The sequence below is a fragment of the Shimia sagamensis genome, assembly GCF_900182745.1.
GTDB lineage: Bacteria > Pseudomonadota > Alphaproteobacteria > Rhodobacterales > Rhodobacteraceae > Shimia > Shimia sagamensis.
Genome location: NZ_FXTY01000006.1, coordinates 127,155 through 153,253, shown reverse-complemented (window position 1 = coordinate 153,253; position 26,099 = coordinate 127,155). Strand labels below are relative to the sequence as shown.

26 protein-coding genes are annotated in these 26,099 nt (G+C 57.7%); 12 read left to right on the top strand and 14 right to left on the bottom strand.

Features of this window, described 5'->3' with window-relative positions; translation table 11 throughout:
- Positions 1-72: 72 nt before the first annotated feature.
- The 3 genes from QOL67_RS16105 to cobU are packed head-to-tail and all read right to left on the bottom strand — an operon-like array spanning position 73 to position 2,094.
- Positions 73-939 (bottom strand): glutathione S-transferase, encoded by an 867-nt coding sequence (locus QOL67_RS16105; protein WP_283427002.1) that lies wholly within the window; start codon positions 937-939, stop codon positions 73-75.
- Positions 940-997: 58 nt separating this feature from the next.
- Positions 998-1,576: a histidine phosphatase family protein gene (locus tag QOL67_RS16100; protein WP_283427001.1), complete on the bottom strand. Its 579-nt coding sequence runs from the start codon at positions 1,574-1,576 to the stop codon at positions 998-1,000.
- On the bottom strand, positions 1,573-2,094 hold the full coding sequence (gene cobU / locus QOL67_RS16095) for a bifunctional adenosylcobinamide kinase/adenosylcobinamide-phosphate guanylyltransferase (RefSeq protein WP_283427000.1): 522 nt from the start codon (positions 2,092-2,094) through the stop codon (positions 1,573-1,575). The genes QOL67_RS16100 and cobU overlap by 4 nt, the downstream gene beginning before the upstream one ends.
- A gap of 128 nt (positions 2,095-2,222) precedes the next feature.
- On the opposite strand from cobU, the gene QOL67_RS16090 reads away from it, so the two are divergent.
- From QOL67_RS16090 to QOL67_RS16050, 9 genes are all read left to right on the top strand, one after another.
- The gene (locus QOL67_RS16090) at positions 2,223-3,008 is read left to right on the top strand and encodes a ChaN family lipoprotein (protein ID WP_283426999.1); all 786 of its coding nucleotides are present in this window, start codon (positions 2,223-2,225) and stop codon (positions 3,006-3,008) included.
- Between the two features lie 66 nt (positions 3,009-3,074).
- Positions 3,075-4,271, top strand: coding sequence for a bifunctional phosphopantothenoylcysteine decarboxylase/phosphopantothenate--cysteine ligase CoaBC (coaBC, locus tag QOL67_RS16085; RefSeq protein ID WP_283426998.1), 1,197 nt, complete (start codon positions 3,075-3,077; stop codon positions 4,269-4,271).
- Between the two features lie 48 nt (positions 4,272-4,319).
- Entirely contained in the window at positions 4,320-4,787 is a 468-nt protein-coding gene (dut, locus tag QOL67_RS16080; protein WP_283426997.1) for a dUTP diphosphatase, read from the top strand.
- Positions 4,787-5,842: a HesA/MoeB/ThiF family protein gene (locus QOL67_RS16075; protein ID WP_283426996.1), complete on the top strand. Its 1,056-nt coding sequence runs from the start codon at positions 4,787-4,789 to the stop codon at positions 5,840-5,842. Before dut ends, QOL67_RS16075 begins: the two co-directional genes overlap by 1 nt.
- Before the next feature lie 157 nt (positions 5,843-5,999).
- On the top strand, positions 6,000-8,012 hold the full coding sequence (locus tag QOL67_RS16070; protein ID WP_283426995.1) for a M3 family metallopeptidase: 2,013 nt from the start codon (positions 6,000-6,002) through the stop codon (positions 8,010-8,012).
- Between the two features lie 271 nt (positions 8,013-8,283).
- On the top strand, positions 8,284-8,697 hold the full coding sequence (locus QOL67_RS16065) for a rhodanese-like domain-containing protein (protein WP_283426994.1): 414 nt from the start codon (positions 8,284-8,286) through the stop codon (positions 8,695-8,697).
- Between the two features lie 39 nt (positions 8,698-8,736).
- Positions 8,737-10,929 carry a methyl-accepting chemotaxis protein gene (locus tag QOL67_RS16060; RefSeq protein ID WP_283426993.1) on the top strand — a complete coding sequence of 731 codons (2,193 nt, stop codon included), beginning with the start codon at positions 8,737-8,739 and terminating at the stop codon, positions 10,927-10,929.
- Positions 10,930-11,171: 242 nt separating this feature from the next.
- Positions 11,172-12,464 carry a sulfite oxidase gene (locus tag QOL67_RS16055; RefSeq protein WP_283426992.1) on the top strand — a complete coding sequence of 431 codons (1,293 nt, stop codon included), beginning with the start codon at positions 11,172-11,174 and terminating at the stop codon, positions 12,462-12,464.
- A 72-nt stretch (positions 12,465-12,536) separates the two neighbouring features.
- Positions 12,537-13,256, top strand: coding sequence for a c-type cytochrome (locus tag QOL67_RS16050; RefSeq protein ID WP_283426991.1), 720 nt, complete (start codon positions 12,537-12,539; stop codon positions 13,254-13,256).
- Between the two features lie 75 nt (positions 13,257-13,331).
- Here the strand turns inward: QOL67_RS16050 and QOL67_RS16045 are convergent, their stop codons facing one another.
- The 8 genes from QOL67_RS16045 to QOL67_RS16010 all read right to left on the bottom strand — a co-directional run bounded on the left by QOL67_RS16045 (position 13,332) and on the right by QOL67_RS16010 (position 21,123).
- Positions 13,332-14,069, bottom strand: a complete 738-nt coding sequence (locus tag QOL67_RS16045; protein WP_283426990.1) for an anti-sigma factor family protein — start codon at positions 14,067-14,069, stop codon at positions 13,332-13,334.
- Positions 14,066-14,557 (bottom strand): RNA polymerase sigma factor, encoded by a 492-nt coding sequence (locus QOL67_RS16040; protein WP_283426989.1) that lies wholly within the window; start codon positions 14,555-14,557, stop codon positions 14,066-14,068. The genes QOL67_RS16045 and QOL67_RS16040 overlap by 4 nt, the downstream gene beginning before the upstream one ends.
- Positions 14,558-14,824: 267 nt before the next feature.
- Positions 14,825-16,321, bottom strand: coding sequence for a phosphomannomutase/phosphoglucomutase (locus QOL67_RS16035; RefSeq protein ID WP_283426988.1), 1,497 nt, complete (start codon positions 16,319-16,321; stop codon positions 14,825-14,827).
- A gap of 31 nt (positions 16,322-16,352) precedes the next feature.
- The gene (gene kdsA / locus QOL67_RS16030) at positions 16,353-17,186 is read right to left on the bottom strand and encodes a 3-deoxy-8-phosphooctulonate synthase (protein ID WP_283426987.1); all 834 of its coding nucleotides are present in this window, start codon (positions 17,184-17,186) and stop codon (positions 16,353-16,355) included.
- Positions 17,186-18,820, bottom strand: coding sequence for a KpsE/RkpR family capsule polysaccharide export protein (locus QOL67_RS16025; protein WP_283426986.1), 1,635 nt, complete (start codon positions 18,818-18,820; stop codon positions 17,186-17,188). Before QOL67_RS16025 ends, kdsA begins: the two co-directional genes overlap by 1 nt.
- The gene (locus QOL67_RS16020; RefSeq protein WP_283426985.1) at positions 18,798-19,457 is read right to left on the bottom strand and encodes an ABC transporter ATP-binding protein; all 660 of its coding nucleotides are present in this window, start codon (positions 19,455-19,457) and stop codon (positions 18,798-18,800) included. Before QOL67_RS16020 ends, QOL67_RS16025 begins: the two co-directional genes overlap by 23 nt.
- A gap of 291 nt (positions 19,458-19,748) precedes the next feature.
- Entirely contained in the window at positions 19,749-20,786 is a 1,038-nt protein-coding gene (locus tag QOL67_RS16015) for a permease (protein WP_283426984.1), read from the bottom strand.
- Positions 20,779-21,123, bottom strand: coding sequence for an ArsR/SmtB family transcription factor (locus QOL67_RS16010; protein ID WP_283426983.1), 345 nt, complete (start codon positions 21,121-21,123; stop codon positions 20,779-20,781). Before QOL67_RS16010 ends, QOL67_RS16015 begins: the two co-directional genes overlap by 8 nt.
- A gap of 85 nt (positions 21,124-21,208) precedes the next feature.
- Between QOL67_RS16010 and QOL67_RS16005 the strand changes: the two genes are divergently transcribed.
- Both QOL67_RS16005 and QOL67_RS16000 read left to right on the top strand, forming a co-directional pair.
- Positions 21,209-21,790 (top strand): uracil-DNA glycosylase family protein, encoded by a 582-nt coding sequence (locus QOL67_RS16005; protein ID WP_283426982.1) that lies wholly within the window; start codon positions 21,209-21,211, stop codon positions 21,788-21,790.
- Complete coding sequence (locus tag QOL67_RS16000; RefSeq protein ID WP_283426981.1) at positions 21,787-22,578, top strand: SseB family protein; 792 nt, start codon at positions 21,787-21,789, stop codon at positions 22,576-22,578. Before QOL67_RS16005 ends, QOL67_RS16000 begins: the two co-directional genes overlap by 4 nt.
- An 83-nt stretch (positions 22,579-22,661) precedes the next feature.
- Here the strand turns inward: QOL67_RS16000 and QOL67_RS15995 are convergent, their stop codons facing one another.
- Both QOL67_RS15995 and QOL67_RS15990 read right to left on the bottom strand, forming a co-directional pair.
- Positions 22,662-23,591, bottom strand: a complete 930-nt coding sequence (locus QOL67_RS15995; protein WP_283426980.1) for a 2-hydroxyacid dehydrogenase — start codon at positions 23,589-23,591, stop codon at positions 22,662-22,664.
- Complete coding sequence (locus tag QOL67_RS15990; RefSeq protein ID WP_283426979.1) at positions 23,588-23,998, bottom strand: VOC family protein; 411 nt, start codon at positions 23,996-23,998, stop codon at positions 23,588-23,590. The genes QOL67_RS15995 and QOL67_RS15990 overlap by 4 nt, the downstream gene beginning before the upstream one ends.
- 102 nt (positions 23,999-24,100) lie before the next feature.
- On the opposite strand from QOL67_RS15990, the gene QOL67_RS15985 reads away from it, so the two are divergent.
- Positions 24,101-24,946, top strand: coding sequence for a LysR substrate-binding domain-containing protein (locus tag QOL67_RS15985; RefSeq protein ID WP_283426978.1), 846 nt, complete (start codon positions 24,101-24,103; stop codon positions 24,944-24,946).
- Between the two features lie 7 nt (positions 24,947-24,953).
- Here the strand turns inward: QOL67_RS15985 and rodA are convergent, their stop codons facing one another.
- The gene (gene rodA, locus QOL67_RS15980; protein ID WP_283426977.1) at positions 24,954-26,099 is read right to left on the bottom strand and encodes a rod shape-determining protein RodA; all 1,146 of its coding nucleotides are present in this window, start codon (positions 26,097-26,099) and stop codon (positions 24,954-24,956) included.

Genomic DNA, 26,099 nt, shown 5'->3' with positions numbered 1-26,099 from the left:
CCCGCCACCAAACAATTTAACAAACGTTAACTATTGGTAGCGAGGGATGGTTAGAGAAAGGTTAATTTATGCTTAGAGCAGTGCCATGAAGGCGGGCCAGGCTTCTGGGTCAGCCACAGTCTTGTCGCGGCAGAAAGCGTTGCACATGCCAAAGGTGCGTCCGTTGAATTCCATCAGATGTGTGGAAGGTTTGCCGGAGTAGGGGCAGTTGGCATTTTCGGGCGTGCCGCCCTCGACGGCTTTGGCGGTGAGCGCTGCGGGGCCAGGCCAGGCGCGTGTTGGGTAGTCTTTGGCGTACCACGGCAGGGTTTCACCGCGCACGAGCCCCATGGCCCGCCAGCGACGGAATGCCGGGTCAGATAGGGTGGTGTCTACATAGGCCTGCGCAACGGCTCCAACGGGTAAGTTGTAGCCGGCAATGCGAGCGGCTACCGGCGCAAAGAAAGCATCTGCAATGCTGTAAGATCCGCACAGCCAGGGACCATCAGTGCCATAGGTGGCGCGGGCGTGTTCCCAAATGGTTTCAAGGCGTTGCAGGTCCTTGAGCAGATCGTCGGAGGGGGACGAGTCCGCGTAGGCTTGGCGCAGGTTCATTGGGCAGTCGTTGCGCAGCGTGAAGAAGCCGGCGTGCATTTCTGCCGCCAGGTTACGGGCAGTGGCACGGGCGCCGGGGTCGGCTGGCCACAACCCAGCGTCCGGATGACGGGTTGCAAGCTCTTCCGCAATGGCGAGACTGTCGGAGACAATCGCGCCCTCGGGTGTCACCATGGTGGGCACGGTGCGCGCCGGCGCGATTTTTTGCAATTGCTCAGCCACCGATTGGTCGGAGAAGTCGACCAATGTGAGGTTGCGGCTGATGCCGAATTTTTCAAACAGAAGCCAGCCGCGCAGCGACCAGGAGGAATAGGCGTAATCGCCGAGGTACAAATCATAGGTCATGTCGGAAACTTAGCACGGAATGACATATCACAAAATTAAAACATTTTGACGAAACCCATCACGGAATGTGATTGATTGGATGTGTGATCCATCCGCTATCGGTGATTTTGATCGAGGTGACCGAGAGGTTGTCGATACGGTGCGCAAAGGCCTCGTCTGCGGTCAGCTGCTCAGCACGTTGGATCTGTGTCAGGATCACGCCAAAATGCACAACCACGATCAGTTTGGCACCTTGGTGTGTCGTTATCAAGCGATCAATGGCGCCATCTACACGGGTGGTGACCTCGTTCCAGCTTTCGCCATTGGGGGGGCGGACATCTCCGGGAGTTTCCCAATAGGCGCGAATGCGGTCTGGATCGTTGGCTTCGATTTCTGCAAAAGACTTGAGCTCCCAATCGCCAAAGTGGATTTCGCGCAAGGTTGCATCATGGGCAAGCCTGCGGCGGTCGCGCTGAATGGCGTCGGCGGTGGCGACGCAGCGTTGCAGGTCTGAGCTTATGACAATGCCGTCAGAGGGCAGGTGGTCCGCAAGGCGGGCAACTTGGGCGGTGTCGGAGAGATCGGCGGGCAAGTCTGACCAGCCCACCATGGTTTTGGCGTGGGTGGGGCCGTGGCGGACCAAATGCAGTTCGGTCATGGCAGCTCTCCTTTGAGCACCATCGGCAACCCGGCCACGACAAGCACAGCCAAATCCGCTTGTTTGGCAATCGCTTGGTTGAGAGCGCCTTGGGCATTTCGGAAGCGGCGGGCAAGGGCGTTTTCCGGCACGACATCCAAGCCAACCTCGTTGGAGACAACGACCACCTGGGCCGGGCAGGCCTTCAGCGCGTCGAGCAGTTTGGCTTGTTCTGCGGCAAGGTCTGTTTCCGCAAGCATGTGATTGGACAGCCACATTGTGGCGCAGTCTAGAAGGACAACTGTGTCCTCTGGCAGATTTTCTAGCGCATCAGATGTCGTGAGTGGTGCTTCGATGGTTTTCCAATTGGGACCGCGCTGCACCAGATGGCTTTGCACTTTTTGGCGCATTTCATCGTCAAAGGCCTGTGCCGTTGCAATGTATATGCGCGGGTGTGACTCTGCCATGACTAGGGCCTCAGCAAATGCTGACTTGCCGGAATTGGCACCACCTAAAATCAGGCTCAGTTTGGGGAGCATGGCGTCATCCTTTGCATATTGACGGGCACCCTGCGTCATTCGTTTTTGATGGGCAAGCTGGAAAACGGCATGCGACACGACGTGGGCTTGCATCTGGCCGTGGTGCGCGGTTTTGTGGCGCCATGAAAATGATATTTGCCCCTCTGGCCGCTGCCTTCGTAGCTGGCTCGGTTGCCGCACAATCGGTGTCCTACGATGTGTTTCGCGACGTGGATGTGGTTTTCTTTGGGGAAATCCATGACAATCCGATCCATCATGACAATCAAACCCAAGCTTTGCTGGCGATCGCGCCAAAGGCGGTTGTGTTTGAGATGTTGGTGCCGGAACAGGCGGCGCAGGTGACACAAGAATTGCTGGATGATCAACTCGCACTGGATGCGGCGCTGGGCTGGGCGGAGAGCGGCTGGCCAGATTTTGCGATGTACTATCCGATATTTGCGGTGCTTGGGGATGCAAAAGTTTTCGGGGCACAGGTGCCACGAGAGGCCGCCGGGATTGCGTTTAAGGGTGGCGACATGAGTGGCGTTCTTGACGGAGCGGGAGCGGTTTTTGGCCTGACTTTGCCGTTGCCGAAAGCGCAACAGGAAGAACGCGAGGCGCTGCAACTGGCGGCGCATTGTGATGCGTTGCCAGAAGAGATGTTGCCAGGCATGGTTATGGCGCAGCGGTTGCGCGATGCGCGGCTGGCGCAAGCGGTGACGGAAGCGTTGGCGGAAACTGGTGGGCCGGTGGCGGTGATCACAGGCAATGGCCACGCGCGCACGGATTGGGGCGCCCCGGTGTTGTTGCCTAAAGAGGTGTCTTCGATGTCTTTTGGTCAGTTTGAGAGTGAACCCGAAGGGGCGCAGCCTTATGATCTCTGGATTGTGACCGAAGCGGCCGCGCGGGACGACCCGTGTGAAGCCTTCAAATAAGCATGCTTGCTCCTTAGGCTCATGCGGCTTAGATTTGGGCACCCTAGCGCGAAAGAGCTCTGCTAAATGCTGACAGACAAACGAATTCTCCTGATCATTGCCGGCGGAATCGCGGCCTATAAGTCGCTTGAGTTGATCCGGAGGTTGCGCGAGCGCGGCGCTTGGGTGACGCCAGTGTTGACCCGTGCTGCGGAAGAGTTTGTCACGCCTCTGTCGGTGTCGTCACTCGCGGGAGAGAAAGCCTATCGCGATCTGTTTGATCTGACCGATGAGGCCGATATGGGCCATATACAATTGTCACGGTCTGCCGATTTGATTGTGGTTGCGCCGGGGACGGCGGATTTGATGGCGAAGATGACCAATGGTCTGGCCAATGACATGGCGTCGACGCTGTTGTTGGCGACGGATACGCCAGTGTTGGTGGCACCTGCGATGAATGTGCGCATGTGGGATCATCCGGCAACGCAGCGCAATCTGGCGCAGTTGAAGGCAGATGGTATAACGTTTGTTGGCCCCAACGAGGGGGATATGGCCTGTGGTGAGTTTGGGCCGGGGCGGATGTCTGAGCCGATGGAAATTGTGCAAGCAATTCAAGGCGCTCTGTCAGAAGGCCCGTTGCAAGGGAAGCGGGTGTTGGTGACCTCGGGGCCGACACATGAGCCAATTGACCCGGTGCGTTACATTGCAAATCGCTCGTCCGGGGCACAGGGCACTGCGATTGCCAATGCGCTGATGAAACTCGGCGCGGAAGTGGTGTTTGTCACGGGACCAGCAGATGCGGCGCGCCCGGATGGTGTGCATTTGGTTGAGGTACAGACGGCGGCGGAAATGATGGACGCGGTGCGGGGATGTTTGCCGGCGGACGCGGCGATTTTCTGTGCGGCGGTGGCGGACTGGCGGGTGGTAAGTGCCTCTGACAGCAAGATAAAAAAGACCAAAGGCGGCTTGCCAACATTGGAGTTTGCCGAGAACCCCGACATTTTGGCCACCGTGAGCCAGATGGATGACGGGCGCCCTGGCTTGGTGGTTGGCTTTGCTGCTGAAACTGATGATGTGATTGACAACGCCACAGCAAAGCGGCTGCGCAAAGGCTGCGATTGGATTGTGGCCAATGATGTGAGCCCGGCGACCGGGATTATGGGCGGCAGTGAAAATGCGGTGACTCTGATCTCGGACGGTGGATCAGAGGCTTGGCCGCGCATGGGCAAGGCTGACGTTGCAGAGAAACTGGCGGCACGTGTGGCGCAGGCGCTGATAAAGTGACGCGCCAAGGCGCGGCCTCCGGCGGGGATATTTGGGGACAGTGAAGACATGGCTGCGGTGCCAATTAAGCTAAAATGGTTGGACGATGCGGATCGGTCAGTGGGTTTGCCGTCGTATGAAACGGCAGGCTCTGCCGGGGCGGATGTGCGGGTAAATTTTCCGTTAGATCAACGGGATGGCGTGACACTGGCGCCGGGCGCGCGGGCCTTGGTCCCCACTGGATTGTCGCTGGAAATCCCAAGGGGTTTTGAGGTGCAGATGCGGCCGCGGTCCGGATTGGCTCTAAAGCATGGGATCACTTTGCCCAACAGCCCGGGCACAATCGACAGTGATTATCGGGGGCCGCTTGGGGTGATTGTTTTGAACGCGGGTCAGGAGGCCTTTGAGATCAGCCATGGCATGCGCATTGCGCAGATGGTTGTGGCACCGGTCGTGATGGCAGAGTTTCAATTGGATCAAGAGCTTAGTGAGACCAGCCGTGGGTCCGGTGGGTTTGGCTCGACGGGAGTGCTTTGATGTTTTTGGTGCTTGCAATGGTTGCCGGGCTTTGGGCGATTGGCATGGTGATGGGCGCGCCTAAGTCTGCGCGCTGGACCATGATTGGGCTGCTGTATCTGGCCGTTGTCGGCGTGCAACTTGTGTTTCCGCCAGAGCATCAGTTGGTGGTTGCGACGGGTGGTAGCTTGGCGATGTGGTTGATGATTGGCGCGGCAGTTGCGGTTGTGTTGGGCTATTCCTCAATGGTGCAGAAACTGCGCCAAAAAGCAGATGCCAAAACTTCAGATGCGGCGCAGGAGAGTGCCGCGCAAGAGCTGTTTACCGACACCGAATTGAACCGCTATGCACGTCATATTGTGCTGCGCGAACTGGGTGGTTTGGGGCAGAAAAAACTTAAAGATGCCAGGGTGTTGGTGGTCGGCGCCGGAGGGCTTGGCTCACCGGTTTTGCTGTATCTGGCAGCGTCTGGAGTAGGCACAATCGGGGTGGTGGATGACGACGTGGTCGACAACTCCAATCTGCAGCGTCAAGTGATCCACAAAGATGAGGCGATTGGCACGCCAAAGGTGTTGTCGGCGGCGGAGGCGATGACGGCGCAGAATCCGTTTGTGACGGTGGTGCCGTATCCGCGTCGGCTGACCGAAGAAGATGCGGCGGAGATCATTGGCGCATATGATCTGGTGCTGGATGGCACGGATAATTTTGGCACGCGCTACTTGGTGAATGAGGTCTGCGTGGCACAGGGCAAACCGTTGATTTCCGGCGCGCTTTCGCAATGGGAGGGCCAGTTGAGCGTGTTTGATCCCGCCGGTGGAACCCCTTGTTATCAATGTATTTTCCCGGAAGCCCCTGCGCCAGGCATGGCCCCCAGTTGCTCAGAGGCTGGGGTTGTTGGGCCACTGCCGGGCGTGGTTGGCACGATGATGGCGGCGGAGGCAATCAAGGTGATCACCGGCGCCGGGGCGGCCCTGCGCGGTGAGATGATGATCTATGATGCGCTGTGGGGGGAGACCCGCAAGATTGGGCTGAAGTCCCGCTCTGATTGCCCAACTTGCGGCGGTAAAAACGCCTGATTTTCCGCATCGGTATTGCGTCTGTATCACGACTGTATTGCAACTGTGGCGATGGATGCACATGCCGCGCGTAGTTGTGCAGCTGCGCACGGATTGGTGAGGTGGATTGCACCTGCTTTGAGCGCTGCCTAGGGTGGGATCAAAGGAGATTCATCTGATGACAAATCCGCTGCTGTCCAATTGGGACACCCCGTTTAAGCTCGCCCCGTTTGACAAGATTTCTGACGCTGACTTTGCGCCTGCTTTTGAGGAAGCTTTGGCGGCGCATAAAGTCGAAGTTGACGCCATTGCCGACAGTGCCGAGGCACCCAGCTTTGCCAACACCATCGAGGCGATGGAAGTGGCCGGTGAGGGGCTCGACAAAGTGCTGTCGGTGTTCTTCTCGGTGGCCGGTGCAGACAGCAATCCGGCGCGGGAAGAGTTGCAGCGGGCGTTCTCGCCGAAGTTGGCGGCGCATTCGGCAGAGATTTCAGCCAACAAAGCGTTGTTTGGCCGGATCCAAGCCATTTGGGACGCGCGGGACACGTTGGACCTGACGGAAGAGCAGCAGCGGGTGCTGATGTTGACCCATCGCGGCTTTGTGCGCGGCGGGGCTGCGCTTGAAGGCGACGCGGATGCGCGCATGAAAGAGATCAAAGGTCGCTTGGCGGTGCTGGGCACAGAGTTCACGCAGAACCTTCTGGCGGATGAGCGCGAATGGTTCATGCCTTTGGCTGAGGAAGACCTCGAAGGATTGCCGGCGTTTGCGGTGGATGCGGCGCGGGCCGCAGGCGAAGAGAAGGGCGCGGAAGGGCCTGTTGTGACCTTGTCACGTTCGATCATTGTGCCGTTTTTGCAGTTCTCGCCGCGGCGTGATCTGCGGGAGAAGGCGTTTGACGCCTGGGCCTCGCGGGGCGCCAATGGGGGCGAGACCGATAATCGTGCGATTGCGGGCGAGATACTTGCGCTGCGCGAGGAGCGGGCGAAGCTTTTGGGCTACGCAAGTTTTGCCGACTACAAGCTGGAAACCGAGATGGCTAAGACGCCCGATGCGGTGCGTGGGCTGTTGATGGATGTTTGGGCGCCTGCGAAGGCGCGGGCAGAGGCAGATGCTGTCGTGCTGACAGAGATGATGCATTCGGATGGCATCAACGGCGATCTGGCGCCGTGGGATTGGCGCTATTACGCGGAGAAGCGGCGCAAGGCGGAACATGATTTGGATGAGGCGGCGCTGAAGCCGTACTTGCAGCTTAACCGCATGATCGAGGCGAGCTTTGCCTGTGCAAGCAAACTGTTCGGTCTGGCATTCAAAGAGTTGGATGTGCCGCTTTACCATGAGGATTGCCGCGCCTGGGAAGTGACACGCGACGGAGATCACGTGGCGGTTTTCATCGGCGACTATTTTGCGCGGGGCGGAAAACGCTCTGGCGCGTGGTGTTCGGCGATGCGGGGGCAGGCGAAATTCCCTGAGGTGCAGGGGCCGGTTGTGATCAACGTCTGCAACTTTGCAAAGGGTGACCCGGCGCTGTTGTCCTATGACGATGCGCGCACGTTGTTCCACGAGTTTGGGCATGCGCTGCATCAGATGCTGTCCAATGTGACCTATGAGAGCATTTCCGGCACGTCGGTGGCGCGGGACTTTGTGGAGTTGCCAAGCCAGCTGTATGAACACTGGCTGGAGGTTCCCGAGGTGCTGGCGGAGTATGCCACCCATGCGGAGACCGGCGAGGCGATGCCGCAAGCGATGCTGGAGAAGGTGCTGGGTGCGGCGAACTTTGATCAGGGCTTTGCCACGGTGGAATATGTTGCCTCCGCGCTGGTCGATCTGGCGTTTCACGAAGGCGCGGCCCCAAGCGATCCGATGGCCAAGCAGGCGGAGGTTCTGGCGGAGCTGGGCATGCCAGCGGCGATCACCATGCGCCATGCGACGCCTCATTTTGCCCATGTGTTTGCCGGAGACGGCTATAGCTCAGGTTATTACAGCTACATGTGGTCTGAGGTGATGGATGCGGACGCGTTTGAAGCCTTTGAGGAGGCGGGCAGCGCGTTTGATCCGGAGACGGCAAAGGCGCTGGAGCGGCATATCTTGTCGACTGGCGGCTCGGTGGAGGCGGACGAGCTGTATAAGCGGTTCCGCGGGCGTCTGCCCGGTGTTGAGGCTCTTTTGAAAGGCCGCGGTTTGGCGGCCTGAGCGACAGAATTGGCATAAGAAGCACCCGCGAGGAGTCAGCTTTCGCGGGTGTTTGGCCAATTTGGAGTACGGACCGGGTCTCCAATTTGGCACTTAGTGGATTGTGAGATTGCGGATTTTCTTGCCGCAGCAGCGGCGTTGTCCGTGTGGCCAAATTAGGAGATATGGTGGGTTGTGTGGTCTGCCAAGATTTCGCGGTTAGCAGAAAATTAGAGGAATTGAGCTTACTTGGATCCAATTGTCCAATCGGACTGTAACCTTGGAGATCCAAATGTCACATTTTCTGAGCAAGCTCGCGGCAGTCGCAGCGTTGGTGCTATTGCCATTTGCTGCACTGGCTGCGCAATCCCCTGAAACGGTATCCGGCGCAACCACGGTATCACCAGCAGAGGCGGTTCAACTGTTTGATGAAGGCGTGGCCTTTATCGACGTGCGCAAGCCGTCTGATTATGAAGCGGGCCGCATTCCGGGTGCCGTGCATCTGGATGTGAAATCTGCCCTGACACAAGATGCTCTGGCTGAAGTTGTCGGCGCTGATGTGCCGGTTGTGTTCTACTGCAACGGTCACTCCTGCATGCGCTCCTCAAAAGCTGCTGAAATGGCTGTCTCCTGGGGCTTTGGCAAAGTGTATTACTTCCGCGATGGCTACCCAGCGTGGGAAAACGCAGGGTTCCCGATTGAATAATCGACCAGAGATTTAAGAAAACTATTGGGGACAGCACATATGTCACTTTCAAACCGTATCGTCGTGGGGCTTTGTATTTTTGCCATGGCCATGACCGCAGCCTTTGTCTTTGGCGGAGGCGCCATTTTGAAGCGGGTTGAGACAACTTTGCTGTCCCTAAACGCAGAAAACGCCAGCGTTGCAGCCGTGCAGGTCCTGCAACGCAGCGAGAAGACACTCACAACCCACGGCCGCACAATTTCCCGGTCCAGAGACAGTATGAATGCTCTGAAAGACGGAGATTTCGCCGCCCTGAAAGAGGACTTAACCTCCACGTTCAACCGCGCCTCTGCGTCGGGCGAAATTTCCGATCTGATCATTTTTGACAAAGACGGCACGTCTGTCGCTGCGTTCAGCACCCAGGATGAGCCCCTGAAGCAGGCTGGCACCCCGGAGATTGTTCGACAGATCAAAGACAGTCGCCAACGGGCCTTTGAGATCACACAGATTGACGACACGCGCATTGGCGCGGTCTATGCCTTCCCTCTGTTCTCCGGACGGAATGTGGTGGGTTATGGCCTGCTTGCTCTGGACGCGCAGTCCAGCCTGCCGGTGATCGCCGAGGCGATGCAAATGAGTGTGCTTTTAGCTGAGGTTCATCCAAATGCGGACTGGACGTTGCAAGGCTATGAAGCGCCTCTGGTTGCTGAAGCGGACCCTGAGGCCGACGTTGCCGCAGGCCCGGACCAAGCCGAAATTACTTCCACAGCGATGAATGCGCTTGCTGGCAATGATTTGACATTTGATGTGATTGCCACGGGCGAGCAGCACTTTGTTGCCGCGCGCAACCGGATTGGCGTCAACCAAGACGGCACGGCCTTTGATCTGATTTTGCTGTCCGACTTTTCCGCCCAGCAGGCCGAAAAATCGGCGGTGATTTTCCGGGCGATGGGGGCTCTTCTTGGCATGATCGCGCTTTTCCTCGGCGCCATGTTGATCTGGTGCCGCCGACAGCTGCGCCCATTGCGTGAAGGCACTCAGGCGTTGGCCTCGGCTGCCCGCGGGGACGAGGCCGAACCGCTTAAATACCGCAGCTCCGCCAAGGAAATTGCTGAACTGCATGCCTCAATCGAGCTGTTGCTGGCCCAACGCGCCTCAGAAAAAGTTGCTGCTGAAGAGATCGCCGAAGTGGTCGAAGCCTGTGCGCGTGGCGATTTCACTGGCCAGCTTGGCACTGAGGACAAAGAGGGCATCTTCAAAGAGATCTGTGTGAAGGTGAACAGCATCGGCAGTTCTGCAAATGAAGGTCTGGAGGCGGTGCGCAGCGGTCTGAGCCATATGGAGCAGCAGGATTTGACCTATCGGATGCCCGACGGGTTTCAGGGGATTTTTGGCGATATCGCCACCTCGATGAACACTGCAACCGACAGCTTGTCTGAGAAAATCAATCTGGTGTCAAAATCCGCGGCTGTTGTGGAAAATGTGTCGTCAGAAGTGTCTCGCACCACGGATTCCGTGGCGGCAAACTCCGAGCAAAACGCGGCGGCCTTGGAAGAAACGGCGGCGGCGTTGGAGCAGATGTCCTCTACGGTTGGCTCCATGGCGGCGTCGGCAACTGAAGCAAATACCTCCGTTGATGACATCACAAACCGTGCGGCTCAAGGGCAGCAGGTCATGAGCTTGGCGGTTGAGGCGATGGCGGAAATCGAAGCGGCCACAGACTCAATTGATGGCACCTTGGCTGTTATCGAGGACATTGCGTTCCAAACCAACCTACTGGCGCTTAATGCGGGTGTCGAAGCGGCCCGTGCGGGAGAGGCGGGGCAAGGATTTGCTGTTGTGGCGTCTGAAGTCCGTGCCTTGGCGCAAAAATCGTCAGAGTCCGCCAGACAAATTTCAGAGCTTATCAAAACCACCGGGTCAACAGTGGAGCGGGGCGTGTCCTTGGTCCGCGATACAGGCAAGGCGTTTGATGAGATTGTTGTTGGGGTCAACGGCGCCACTGATCAAATTCGCCACATTGCGGCAGCCACCAAAGACACCTCCGTTGGTATCAACGAAATCAACGTGGCCGTAGGGCGTTTGGACAAGTCGACACAGGAAAATGCAGCGGCGTTTTTTGAGGTTAACACCGCCATGCAGGGGGCACAGTCGGAATCCAAAATTCTGTCGAGCACTGTGTCAGGTTTCAAGGTCATGCAAGCACCGGATATGGATGCTGAAGACGTGGATGAAGATAGATTTGTCGCGTGATCTGCAAGGCCGCGGTTTAAGAAACAGCCTCCTGGATGTACGTCCGGGGGCTTTTTTGTTTCAGGATTTTGTCGTTGGCACACCAAATTTGTTAATTGAAAAGGGGCCCTGTACCCGACATTGCCGCCTGTTCCCCAAAAATATGACTCTCAAAGGAATATTTTAGCGGTGCCATCCGTTAGTCCCTTGCAACCACCAATCAGAGTGGGGCGCCCAACAGCACTACGCCATGGGAGGATAATATGGCCGACGACGATAAGACTAAGGACGTAAACAGCTTTTTCGCCGAGAACCCGGAGAAGGCGGACAAGGAGTTTTACGGGCGGGTGCCAAACCCGGACCGCCGCGGCTTCCTCAAGCGCACCGGCCTGGCCACTATGGCGGCCATGGTGGGCACGTCGATCCCGTTCCATCGCAATATGCCAATTGGTTTTGTGCCAGCGGCCATGGCGTCTGAGGACGTTCTGGTGGGCAAAGACGGCTTGACGCTGCTTAATGACCGGCCGGTGAACGCGGAAACCCCGCCAGAGCTTCTGGATGATGCGATCACCCCAACCTCACGCCACTTTGTGCGCAACAACGGCATTCCTCCAATGGATACCGATGCGGCAAGCTGGACATTGACCATTGACGGTTTTGTTGACACGCCGATGACGTTGAGCATCGCGGATCTGAAAGAAAAGTTCGAAGTGGTCACCAGTGCGCTGACGCTGGAATGTGGCGGCAACGGGCGCGGCTTTTTTAATCCGCCAGCCAAAGGCAACCAGTGGACCTATGGTGCGGTGGCCTGTTCCGAGTGGACCGGTGTGCGATTGAAAGACGTGCTGGAAGCGGCAGGGGTGCAATCCAACGTGGTTTACACAGCCCACTATGGCGCGGATGCGCACTTGTCTGGCGATCCAGACAAACTGCCAATTTCGCGCGGCATGCCAATTGGCAAAGCGATGACAGATGAGATTCTGATTGCGTTTGAAATGAACGGTGCCCCGTTGCACCCGCTTAATGGCGCGCCTCTGCGTCTGGTGGTGCCAGGTTGGCCCGCCTCCACAGCCCAAAAATGGCTGACACGCATCGAGCTGCGGGACGTTGTGCATGATGGTCCAAAGATGACCGGCAAAGCGTACCGTGTGCCAAACCGCCCGGTGGCTCCGGGTGAAAAGGTAGAAACCGAAGACTTTGTGATCATCGAGCGTATGCCGGTGAAATCTTTGGTGACTTTCCCAGCCAATGGTGCAGACGTGGGTATGGAAACCGAGGTGCGCGGGCACGCGTGGTCCGGTGACCGCACAATTGAAAAGCTGGAAGTTTCTTCGGACTTTGGCGCCACCTGGCAGACCGCAGAGCTGGATGCACCGGTGAACTCCGGCGCGTGGCAGAACTGGCGGTCCAATGTGTCCTTCCCGCAGGCCGGCTACTACGAAGTTTGGGCGCGGGCGACTGACAGCAATGGCGAAATGCAGCCGTTTGCCATTGATTGGAACCCCAAAGGGTATCTCAACAACACCATGCACCGGGTTGGCCTGCGCGTCAGCTAATTTACCCAATCTGGACGGCGTTGCGGCGCCGTCCATCCGAAGACACACTCACACCACTACCAGGAGACCTCCATGCGTATCCCCGCCATCGGGGCAAGTCTGGGCTTTTGCCTGACGCTTGCTTTGCCAGCTATGTCTTATGCCGAAACCGTCGCCGAGCTGCTGCCGGAAGCCAACATTGCCAAAGGCGAAAAAGCCTTCAAGAAATGTAAGGCCTGTCACACGGTTGATCAGGGCGGCAAGAAAAAGACCGGCCCCAATCTTTATGGAATTGTGGGCGGGCCGGTGGCCGCTGTGGATGGATACAAATACTCCAAGCCGCTTATCGCGTTGGGGGGCACATGGTCTGTCGATCAGCTGGACGCGTTCCTGACCAAGCCAAAAGCCTTGGTCAAAGGCACCAAGATGACTTTTGCAGGCATGAAGAAAGCCTCTGACCGGGCCAATCTGATTGCGTTTCTCAATCAGAACAGTGACGCACCGCTGAGCTTTGACTCTTCGGTAGAGACGGCCTCGGGTGAGGCCGCTGATGAGCAAGAAGACTACGAATACGGCATTCTCCATGACGCGCCGGGTGTTGAAGAGACCTTTTATGCCTGTTCTGCCTGTCATTCCGAGATGATTGTCGCGCAGCAGGGGCTCAGCCGCGATGGCTGGCTCGAATTGTTTGAGTGGATGGTCGAAGATCAGGGCATGGACGAGTTTGAGGAGCCTGAACGCACGATTATTCTCGACTACCTCACCGCGAATTATGGCGTAGATCGCCCCAACTTCCCGGGCAAAAAGAACTAATGTCTTAAAGTTGAGGCCCTTTGCCGGCGAAACGCGGCAAAGGGCCTCCCTAGCTCCGTTCAAGCGAGATCCGGATTAGACTTGCTGACAAGGGGCCGCCGCATCTGTGGCCTGTTTCATTGCCAAAACGGTTTTGGGTTGGGTTGGTGCATGGGTTGCCTGACGCAGGAACTCTGCAATGGCGTTAAATCGACGCTGATCCATGCCTGATGCCAAGACAACAAAGCCACGCCCGTTGGTATCCCACTGCACTGCGCGGACACCTTCTGGCACTGCGGTGGACGCCACATTTGGTCCGGAAATCAGGGTCAGACGGCAGTTGTTACGCCCTTTGTAATGCGCAGCGCTGCGGCCACCGGACAAGGTTGTCTGCTCCACCAGATACAGATTGGCCATCAGCAACTCAGGCGCCAACGGATTTGCCTGTACTTCAACGTTTTGAACGTCGGACACTGATGACAGTGTGTAGCTTGTGTCCAAGAACGCCTGATGTAGCTCGATCGCAGATTTTGGCGCTTTGGATGACATGATAAACACGCCTGCGGCGACAATCGCCATGGCCGCAAAGGAGGCGCAAGTCGCGAGGGGGCGCCAGTTGCGGTTTGCAGGTTGCGCGGAATCCAAAGCGGGCATGGCCACCTCGGGGCGCATCTGCGCCAATGCGCTGGACACCATCTGCACCTTCTGCAGCGCCTCTTGTAACGCAAGCTCGTTAGACAGGCGGGCCTCAAAGGCCTGCAGGTCAGATGCGGGCAGTTCGCCGTCTGCATAGGCGTTGATCAGGTCCCAATCGCTGTCGCTTAGATCGGTCATCTTTTGGTGTCCTTGTTGGCCCGCTCTGGCGTGGCCTCAATTGCTTCGATCAACGCGCGGCGGGCGCGGCTGACCCGGCTCATCACAGTGCCATGTGGCACCTCCATGATTTCGGCGGCTTCAGCGTATTTCATGCCCATGACATCAACAAGAAACAACACTTCTCGCATGGCGGGCGGTAAGGTCGCAAATGTCGTCCGTACAGTTATGTCTTCGGCATGGTCGTGGCTTTGCGTTAGGTCAATAGATAAACGGCTTTGCGTATTGGAATATTCCATGCGCACGCGTTTTTTTCGTGTCTCATCCACATGCAGATTGCGAATGATCCGAAACATCCATGGGCGCAGATCAGCCAGTGGTTTTGGGCGCTTGTCCGACCGCAATGCGCGTTCGATCGCGTCTTGGACCAAGTCTTCGGAATCATGGCGGTGTTTGGACAAAGAAAGCGCATAGGCGCGCAGTTCCGGTAGCAAGACGTCGAGTGTCATTGCTGCGTCGGTGCCTGTTGCGAGCTGAGCGTGGCTTTGCGTTCCATGTGGGGCAAGGTACTGGATTCCCGCCGCAACTGCCAGCATTTGTAGACCAGATGGGGCGATAGAAATGTAGTGTCTTGAGGCGACGCAAGGGGGGCAACCCTTGGCCAGAAGGCGCAACGCTCAGGTGCAATAAGAAACAGGCCCGGCATTGGCGCGGGCCTGTAAATTCTTGGGCTATGGATAGGTGCTGCGGGGCGCAAGAGGCTCGCGGTTAACGCCTTAAATCGTTTGATCGTAGTCGCCAACACCGGGTTCTGTGCGGATCACCGTGTCAATGTCGGCAAAGATTTGGCGCATCTCTGCGTCGCTTTCATTGCTTTCAATCACCACCACCAAGTTGGGTGTGTTGGAACTAGCGCGCACAAGGCCCCAGCTGCCGTTGTCCAGAATGACGCGCGCGCCGTTTACAGTCACAACTTCGCTGATGGAACGTCCGGCAATTTTGTCGCCAGCTTCGTGCATAGCGGAGAGCTTGGCCACGATACGCTCCAGAATGTCGTATTTCTCGGTATCAGACGCATAGGGCGACATCGTGGGAGTGGACCACGTTTTGGGCAAGGCTTTGCGCATGTCCGACATTTTCATGTCCGGGTTGCGGTCGAGCATTTTGCAGATCTCGACAGCCACGCGCATGCCACAGTCGTAGCCGCGACCAATTGGATCGGCGAGGAAGTAGTGCCCGGACTTTTCAAAGCCCGCCAATGCGCCAATTTCCTTCACACGGCGTTTCATGTGACTGTGGCCGGTCTTCCAATAATCGGTCTTGGCGCCGGTGGCCAAAAGATCCGGGTCAGCGGCATATAGGCCAGTGGATTTCACGTCCGCGACAAAGGTGGCGTTGGGGTAAAGCTTGCCAAGGTCTTTGGCCATGATCACGCCCACCTTGTCAGCAAAGATTTCCTCACCTTCGTCGTCCACCAAGCCGCAGCGGTCGCCATCGCCGTCAAAGCCAAGCGCAAGGTCTGCGCCGGAGGCTTTCACGGAGGCAGACATGTCGTGCAGCATTTCCATGGCTTCGGGGTTGGGGTTGTAGTGCGGGAAAGTGTAATCGAGTTCACAATGGCTCTCGACCACTTCCACACCCATGCGTTTGAAGAGCTCTGGCGCAAAGGCGGCGGCAGTGCCGTTGCCAGTGGCGCAGACAACCTTCAGCGGGCGAGACATTTTGAAATCGCCAACCAGATCGTCGAGATAAGCCTCGCGCACGCCGTTGATAAATTCATGTTTGCCACCGTCATGGGCGTCAAAGTCGCCGTTCAACACGATGTCGCGCAGTTCTGCCATCTCATCCGGGCCGTGGGTGAGCGGCTTTTCAAAGCCCATCTTCACGCCAGTCCAACCATTTGGGTTGTGCGAGGCGGTGACCATGGCCACAGCAGGGGCATCCAGGTGAAACTGGGAGAAATAGGCCATGGGCGACAGGGCAGGGCCGATGTCCTTGACGTGAATGCCCGCCTTCATCAGGCCCACAATCAGCGCCATTTTGATGGACACGGAATAGTCGCGGTAGTCGTTGCCCACGGCAATGACGGGCTCGATGCCACGGCGCTGCATCTGCGTGCCTAGACCAAAGCCAAGGGCGGTCATGCCCGGCAGGTTGATGGCCTCTGGGAATTGCCAGCGGGCGTCATATTCACGAAAGCCGGTGGGAGCGATCATCGGGTCGCGCAGAAATTCCCAGGTGTTTGGGCGCACTTCCGGCAATGGTTTTTTCATAGCAAAGTCTTTCTTCGTCAAAATAGAGCGTTCAAATGGCAATTGGGTTGGCTTTGGCCAACACATCAAACTGCATCAATGTGTCAATCAGTTGCGGCATTTGGTCAAGATGGATCATATTTGGCCCGTCTGACGGCGCTTTGTCCGGATCCTGGTGGGTTTCGATAAACACAGCGGCGGTGCCAATAGACACAGCAGCGCGGGCCATAACCGGTGCAAATTCGCGTTGGCCGCCGGAGCTGCCGCCCTGGCCGCCGGGTTGTTGCACAGAGTGGGTTGCGTCCATCACCACCGGATAGCCGGTTTTGGCCATTTGCGGCAGGGCGCGCATGTCGGCCACAAGCGTGTTGTAACCAAAGGAGGTGCCACGTTCGGTTAGCAGGATGTTGGTGTTACCCGTGCTCTCGATCTTGGTGACGATGTTGCCCATCTCCCAAGGGGCCAGGAATTGGCCTTTTTTCACGTTCACCACCGCGCCGGTTTTGCCCGCAGCCACCAACATGTCTGTTTGGCGGCACAGGAAGGCTGGGATCTGTAGGATGTCGACGGCCTCGGCGGCCAGCACACATTGTTCTTCGGTGTGCACATCGGTCAGAACTGGCACGTCAAAGTCTTTGCGGATGCCATCGAGCACGGAAAGGCCTGCGTCCAGACCCAAACCGCGAATGCCGGTAAGCGACGTGCGGTTGGCTTTGTCATAGCTGGCTTTGAACACATACTGCGCGCCGGCCTTGGCGCAGGCTTCTTTCATGGTGCCTGCGATCATTTCGGCGTGGTCCTTGCTCTCCAGCTGGCATGGGCCAGCAATGACCGTCAGGGGGAGGTCATTGCCAATGGTGAGAGCACCAACATTTACATGTTTCATTACGAAGACACCTGTTCTCTGAGGATGGACGCGGTCAGCGAGACCATCAGATAGATGCCCGAAAAGATCAGGAAGGCCAAGATCGTGTTTTCAAAGCTGCGCGGGTAAGACGGGTCCTGCGCCGACACTGGGTCTACTGAGGTGGTCAGATAGCGCACCTGCCGGTTGGCCTCCAACTCGGTTTGCTTCAGCGTTTGCAAAGATGTTTGCATCTGCAAATCTGCCGCCGCGAGGTCGGCTTGTGCGATTTGAATTTGTGAGGTCTTGGCTGCAAGGGATTCCTCGCCGGCTGTGGCCTCGGTCATACGTGCGCGTTGGGTGGCCAAGGCTGCCTGAAGACGGCGCACATCACCACGCACACCTTCCACACGGGCCTTGTTGGGGCGCGAGTTGTCTTCGAGTGCGGCGAGTTGCAATTGCTTTTCTTGCAGCTGGATTTCCAGATTGGTGATCTGTTGACGCAGCGAAGCAATCACGCCCTCAGGATCAAGCACGGTGTTCTCCTGCAAGCGCACCAGATCTATCTGGGCATTGCGGCGCTCTTCTTTGGCGGTTTCCAAACTGTTGCGGGCGTCGCGCAGCTGGTCTTTGCGCTTGCGTTGAGAGAGGTCGTCAACCCGTTGTTCCGCATAGGAAATCAGAGCTTTGGAAAACTGGGTTGCGATCTCCGGGTCTGCGGCGCTGACCTCCATGCGGATCGAGCCTTCGGTGGGGTCGTAGCCGATTTTGACAAACTTTTTGTAGACCTTATAGGCCTTTTCGTTAGACGGGTTTTCGTCCAGACGCTGAATCGGATCGATCTCCGGATTGGAGAAGTGGTCTTTGAACCCAACATCATTGTCCAGTCGGATCATCGCGTCTTTGCTGGTCAAATAGTCCTGAACGGCAATGGCATCCTGGTTGGAGTTGAGCTGTGCGGGCAGTAGGCCGCCAAGGGCAGAGCCGCCGGTGCTATCGGCCTGTTGGACCAAGAAGGCAGATTTTGTGGAGAACATCGGCGTGGCGACCGCGTAAAAATACCAGCCTGCAAAAAAGGTAGGCAGAAAAACAAAGGCCGAGAGGCGTGCCAGCAAAAGCAGCAGGCGACGGCGGCGGCGGCGCGCGATGTCTTTTTGAATTTCGCCAATTTCCAGTGCCCTCATGTCGGCGGGTGACATGGTCTCGGTTGAAGGCAGGGTTTCTTTGCCCATGGGCATGGTTTGAGGCAGCTGCACCTTGCCGCCTTTGGCGGGGGGCTTGCCCGCTTTGTCAGACGGCATCAGGTCCAGCATGTTGGTGCGCTGGAACGGATCGATGCCCGCTTCGCGCAACAGACGCACGGCGTCATAATCGGAGGTTGGCGCCAGATTGTTTTTCTGTGCCATGCGGCGGGCCATACGCAATTGGCGACCCGTGAGCCCTTCGCGCTTGATCGCGTCGATTGCGGCCTCAGCCCCTTGTGGCGTTGGTTGTGCCGTATTAGCGGGCGCGGGTTGTTCTGCTGTGGATTGCCCCGGATTGGGCAGAGTCACCGCACGCGGGCGAGGCGGCTGGGCGGCCGGCTGCGCGACAGGTGCTGCTTCCACAGTTGGTTGGGCAGGTGGGGTCTCGCTGCGGCGGACGCGGAATTTCTTAGCCTTGGGTTTGGTAGTCATAGAGCTGCTTGGCCTCTTCCAAGGTGTCGAACATATACAGTTTGCCATTCAACAGCACAGCGGCAGAACGGGCAAATTTTTCCAGCACTTGCGGCTGGTGTGACACAATCACAATTGTGGTGGTGCGCAGGCGTTCGCGGAGCACTTCACCGGCTTTTTTGTTGAAATCCACGTCCGTGGAAGAGGGCATGCCCTCGTCAATCAGGTAGATGTCGAAATCCAGCGCCAGCATCAGCGCAAAGGTGAAGCGCGAGCGCATACCGGAGGAATAGGTGCCAAGCGGCTGGTCGAAGTATTCGCCCAGATTGCAGAGCCAGCGACAGAAAGCCTCGACGTAGTCTGGATCAAGACCGTAGAGCCGGGCGATGTAGCGACTGTTTTCCACCGCGGTGTGTTTGTTCACAACCCCGCCCATGAACCCAAGTGGGAAAGAAATGCGACAATCGCGGCGGATCACACCTTCGTCGGGCTTTTCCAGCCCCGCCATCATATTGATCAGCGTGGTTTTGCCGGTGCCGTTGGGGGCCAAGATACCTAGGGAGTTGCCCAATTCGACACGGAAAGAGACGCGCTCAAGGATGACCTTGCGCTGCGTGCCGGTCCAGAAGGACTTACTCACATTGTCGAACTCGAGCATTACCTGCTCCTGAAACTGCTCTTATGTGCCACTATAGCACAAAACTCTCTAACACGATGATTAACGCTCTGACGGCGTTTTGGCCAATATGTCGGATTTGTCAGGCAGATAGCAACTGTCTGAGGTGGGAATGCAGAAAGAAATGTAGAAAATTGAAGGGGAAAGCGGAAGTCACGGAGAAAATGAGAGAAATTCTGTGTTTCCAATTGCTTTGTTAAGCAGTGAAGCGCGTAACCACCGATGCTTTGTTGGCACCGGTGGTTTTGGCTGAGATTTGGACGCGGCAGAAGGTTATGCGACCGCTTGCCAGACGGTGCCTGCAATCAGCGCGCCAGTGAGGGCAAAGCCGAGGTAAGCCGCAAAGATGCGTGGTTTCACCAGAGCCCAGACCGCAATGGCGGCGGGGATACAGCTGACGCCACCAGCAATCACAAAGGACATGGCCGCACCGTTGGACATACCTTGCTCCATCAGGCCGCTGATAAAGCCCACGGCAGCAAATCCGTTGAGGTAGGCGGGCATGCCAATCAAAGCCGCGATCAGGATGGTGCCAAAGCCTTCGCCACCCAAGAACTGTCCGACCCAAGCCGTGGTGTCATAGACCACCATCAGGGCTTCGAACATGTAGGCGATCAACAGCCATTTCACGAGGAACAGGGCGTTGTCCACCCAAGTGGTGCGGAAGATGGTCCGACGATCCGCGTCGCCCCAGAACTTCCAGACAGGTTTGGCCGAGAACGGCGCTTTGGTGCCGCAGCAGCCGCCTACCTGAGGCTTTTCGCGCAGGGGCTCGGCAAACACCGCCGTGTTGGAGAAGGTCATGGTCAGGAAACCACCCATCATGCCGATGCTCACGGCAGCAATGGTTTTGGCCACAGCGAAGTCCAGGCCGAGTTCGCCCCAAGTGATTGTAAACATGGCGGGGTCCATCAAAGGAGAGGCCAGCCAGAAGGCCATCACCGCGCCCAAGGGGGCACCAACAGCAAGCAATGCCGCAATAAAGGGGATCACTTCGCAGGAGCAGAAGGGTGACATGCCGCCCATAAAGGCCGCAAGGATGATCATGCGCACCTGATTGCCCTGAAACGCTTTGGCAATGAGGTTGTCTGCGCCGGTGGCTTTTACAAAGGCGACCAATGTGATGGCAATAATGATGAAAATGCCGGTGTGGCTCATTGCGCCAAACACGATCTCAGAGGCTGGCAGGAATTTCTCCGGCGCGACCAGCAGAAGGGTCAGAGGGATGATCCCCACCGCCAGCCAGGCTTTGTCGAGTTTCTTCCACTTGTTCCGCCAAGGCGCAGGGGCGTTTTGGGTTGTGTCAGCCATGGTCGTGTTCCTTGCACTTTTTGGCAACGTCGGCGCAGCACTCTCGCAACAGGAAGGTCGAGAGATCGCGTACGGCGTCGTAAGCGATGGCGGCGCAGATGATGGACCGCCCTTGTTTTTCTTGAGTCACCAACCCGGCCTGGGCGAGGATTTTCATATGGTGGGTCAAGGTGGAGCCGGTCACGCCGGTGCGTTTGCCGAGTTCACCGATGGAAAGCCCGTTATGGCCAGCGCGCACAAGGCAGCGCAGAACCGAGAGCCGTTGCTCTGAACCAAGCGCCGCAAAGGTGGAGGCGGCCACTTCGAGCGAGATATCTGTGGGGTCATTATGTTTCATATTTCTAAAAATATCGAAATGAATGAGTCGCGCAAGAGTTATTTCGAATATTGTCGAAATAAATTTGGGCAGCTATCAGGAGGGCATGTCTTTACGCCAGGAAATTCAAGCCTGCCAACTTTGCGCAGACCGGTTTGCAAACACCGCGACTGGCCACCGCCCTCGGCCAGTGGTTTGGTTTGAGGCAAGGCCAAAGCTGTTGATTGTGGGGCAGGCGCCGGGGGCGCGGGTGCATGAGAGTGGGCAGCCGTTCACTGATCCGAGTGGTGACCGGCTGCGGGATTGGATGGGCGTGGATCACGCTGTTTTCTATGACAGGTCCTGTGTGGCGATAGTGCCCATGGCGTTTTGCTTTCCCGGCTACAATGCGGCGGGAAGCGACCTTCCGCCGCCACCAATCTGCGCCAAAACCTGGCGGGGCCAAGTCATGGAAGTGCTTGGTGACGTGCCGCTAACGCTTGTTGTGGGTGGCCATGCCCAAAAGTGGCATCTCGGCACGAAGGCGGGGGTGACGGACACGGTGCGGGCTTGGCGCGACTTTGCGCCCTTGGTCTTCCCCTTGCCACATCCCTCGTGGCGCAATACGGCATGGATCAAGAAGAATCCCTGGTTTGAGGCCGAGCTGCTGCCCGCGCTGCAAACCCGCATCAAGGAGGTGCTGACGTGAGCGATCTGACCCCATTGGACAAGGCCCATGCGGCGATGGAAGCGGCGCCTGAAGATGACGCAGCGCGCCTGCGATTTTATGAGCGGTTGGCGGATGCGGAGCTGTTTATGCTGCTGGAAAAAGAGCCAGAGGATGATCGCATTGCGCCGGAGATTTTTGAAACCTCGGATGCCAGCTTTGTGCTGGTGTTTGATACCGAAGACCGGCTGGCGCAGTTTGTGGGGCGGGTGGCGCCTTATGCCGGGCTGTCCGGGCGGGTGATTGCCAACATGCTGGCGGGGCAGGGCATTGGGCTTGCGGTCAATCCAGAGGTGGCTCCGTCCTCGATCCTGATCCCAAACGAGGCTTTGGGCTGGCTGGCGGACACGCTGGACCATGCGCCAGATGAGGTGGAGGCCAAGGTGGAGAGCTTTTTGCCACCTGCGGGGTTGCCGGAAGTTCTGATTACCGCACTGGATGCCAAGCTGAGCACGGCGGCTGGTCTGGCCAAGATGGCTTATCTGGTGGGTACAACCTATGAAAGCGGCAGTCGCTCGCACATGCTAGGCTTTGTGGATGTTGTGCCAGGTGCAGATGGGGCGTTGGCCAAAGCGGTGAACGAAGCACTGACCTTCTCTGGCATTGAAGCGGGCGCGCTGGATGTAGGCTTCTTTGCGGCAAGTGATCCGGTGGCTGCACAATTGGCAAGAGTAGGGCTAAGGTTTGACTTGCCGGAGCCACCCAAGGCGGAAGACCACGTGCCCGTCACGCCGGGAAGTGATCCGGACAAGCCGCCGATTCTGCGCTGATCCCGGTTTTCTCATTCCCCAAATATCCCGGGGTGAATGGCACAGCGTGCTGTGCCAGAGGGGCCGGCCCCTCTGACTTGTGGTTAGTAGCCTGCGCCGCGATCAACGACATGCACAAACGGTTCGCCAACCTCTCCGCGTCGGACATTCTCCGCCACCACTTCGCTTGAGGTTTTTGTACGGGTTTCTGAGGCGATGTGCGGCGTGACCGTGACGTTGGGATAGGCCCAATAAGGGTGGTCTTTTGGCAGTGGTTCCACCCGGAATACGTCCAATGTGGCGTGGGCGATGTGGCCGGAGTTGAGCGCCCCCAGCAAGGCGTCGTCGTCAATTAGCGGCCCACGGCCGGGGTTCACAATCATCGCGCCTTTGGGCATCCAGGACAGGCGTTCTGCGTTGAGCAAGTTTTCGGTGGCGGCGGTTTTGGGCAGCAGCAGCACTAGGATGTCGGCGCGGGCGAGGGCGGTTTTTAGGCCGTCGTCGCCATGCAGGCAGGTGACGCCGGTGATGTCCTTGGCGCGGCGGCTCCAACCAGCGACGTCAAACCCCAGATCACGTAAAGCTTCGGCACAGGCGCTTCCCAATTCGCCCAGGCCCATGATGGTCACGCGGCGGTCCTGGGCAAGAGGCGGCACATGCGGGGTCCAGTCGCCGTTTTGGCCAAGGATATTGCGGTCCATGCCCAGGTGATGGCGCATCACGTGGCCGACAACCCATTCTTTCATGCCTTGGGTCATGCCGGGATCCACCATACGGCAAAGTGGCATGGTCAGGGTTTTGTTGCCCACGATGCTTTCGACACCGGCCCAGAGGTTCAGCACCGCCTTGCAGCGGGTGTAAGGCGTGAAATCCTGCACTGCGCTGTTGGGGGCGTAGACGATGTAGTCGACCTCCTCAGGCGCGAACTTGGTCTGCACATTGGCAGTGACACCGGCGGCCTCTAATGCGTCTTTTAGCGGGGTTTCATATTCCACCCAGCGCTCTGGCTTGGCGGCAAAAAGAACGTTGATCATGTGGCAAATACTCCGGACATGTCGGCAAAGCCTTTGATTTCGATGGGGTTCCCAAACGGGTCGTTGAAAAACATGGTGCTTTGCTCACCAGGTTCCCCTGCAAAGCGGGTGAAGGGTTTGAGAACAAACTCGAGGCCCGCATTCGTCAGGCGAAAAGCGAGGGTGTCCCACTCCCCTTTGGGCAGAATCACACCAAGGTGTGGCATCGGCACCATGTGCTCTCCGACGTGGCCGGTGGCAGCGGTGGCAAAGGGCTCGCCGATGTGCAGGGACAATTGGTGTCCGAAGAAGTTGTAGTCCACCCAGGTGTCGGTGCTGCGGCCTTCGGAGCAGCCCAGAAGGCCGCCATAAAAAGCGCGGGCCTGTTCGAGATCGCGGACGTTGTAGGCAAGATGAAAGATGGTCATGCGCGGTTCCTTTGAAGAGGAGAATAGGGTCTCTGCGCCTAGGTAGAAGGGTAAAGTGAAGAAGAGTTGCTTGTTTTTGCATCTTCAGACATAAGGAAAACTATGGACGTGAGATTTGTAGAAACGCTGCTGGCGGCGGTGGATGAAGGGTCATTGGCGGCAGCTGCGCGTCGTCAGGGCATTACGGCGGCGGCAGCGGCGCAACGCGTGGCAACGCTGGAGGCGGCGTTGAAAGTGCCGCTTTTGGTGCGGGACGGACGCCGCATGACGGCCACGCCTGATTGTGAGGCGTTGTTGTCGGATCTGCGACAGATGGTGGTGCTGAAGGCGGGGTTGGCCGGGCGATTGGCGCAAGAGCAGCTTGGCGGACAGCTGCGGTTGGGGGCGGTGTCCACGGCGCTGAGTGACTATGGTCCGGCGGTTGTGAAAACGCTTGAGACAGATGCGCCGAGCGTGGAGCTGGCTTTGATCCCCGCGGCTTCCGAGCAGCTTTTCAAACAGTTTGAAGACGGCGCCTTGGATGCGGCGCTGATTGTGACACCGCCGTTTGATTTACCCAAGACCATGCAATTTGATGTGCTTGCTGCGCAGCCCATTGGGTTTGTGCGCCCAGCGGGACAAGACCATAATCCTGGTGCGCCGTTTTTGGTATATAGCCGCATGTCTTGGGGTGGGGCAGTTTGCTGGACTGCGCTGCGGTCTCAAGTGGGTGAGCCAACCGTGCGCTGTGAACTGGATGCGGTGGAGATCATCGCGCAGATGATTGAAGACGGATTGGGGCAGGCGGTCCTTCCGCGCTGGGAGGGGTTGGTGAAGCACCATGGGGACTTGCAGTTCACACAAATTCCAGGTGCCTTTCGCAAGGTTGGGTTGCTCACGTGGCGACGGGATGCGCGGCGGCCTCTTGTCCGCTTGTTGCGCCGTACGGTGGGAGTGGAGAGCGCTTAGGCTGCTCCTAGACTTGCCGCGGACGGTGCACGTGGGCAGATTGCACAAGCCCAAAACCAACCATCAGAACCAGCATGGCAGAGCCACCGTAGCTGACCAAAGGCAGGGGCACGCCCACGACCGGTGCAAGCCCCATCACCATCGACATGTTGACCGCAAAGAATAAAAAGAACGCGCCGGCGATCCCGAGGATCAGTAGCGAGGAGTAGCGGTCTTTGTTGGCGATAGCGGAGGCGATGCAGAACACAACGATCAGGGCGTAGAGCGACAGCAGAGAAATTGCACCGATATAGCCAAATTCTTCGGCCAAGGTGGTGAAAATAAAGTCGGTGTGTTTTTCGGGCAAGAAGTTCAGGCGGCTTTGTGTGCCCTGCATAAAACCGCGTCCGGTCCAGCCACCAGACCCCAGGGCAATTTTGGACTGCGTGATGTGATAGCCTGCGCCAAGCGGGTCGGAGGACGGGTCCAGGAAAGTGTCGATACGGCGGTATTGGTAGTTTTTCAGGAGTTGCCAGTCGGTGCCGCGCGATTGGAAAACAGCCACGACCAAACCAACAACCATGCTGATCACAGCGGCAAAATATCCCCAATGCACTCCGGCCAGGAACATCACAATCGCACCGCCAGTGAGCAACAGGATCGAGGTGCCGAGGTCCGGTTGGCGCAGGACCAATGCGGTGGGGATGATGATCAGCAGCACGGGCAGCAGCACCCAAAGGGGGCGGCTGGTTTTTTCGGTTGGGAGCCAGTCGTAGTAGGCGGCGAGGCACATCACGAGGGTGATCTTCATCAGCTCAGACGGTTGTAGGCGCATGAAACCCAAATCGATCCAGCGCTGAGCCCCCATGCCGACGCTGCCCATGACTTCGACCAACACCAGCAAAATAAGGCTGACCAGATAGGCAAAACCCGACACAGAGCGCCAGAACCAAATGGGCACCATGGCAACCACAAACATCGCAAATACCCCCAAGGCGTAGCGTTTCATTTGAGGTTCTGCCCAAGGCGAAAACGAGCCGCCAGCCACCGAATAGAGCATTAAGAATCCAACGCCTGCGACAGCTGTGATCAGCAAGAGCAAGGCCCAATTAAGGTGCAGGACCTTTCGTAATCCGGCGGGCACATGTTTGACGTTGTATTCGAGATAACTCAT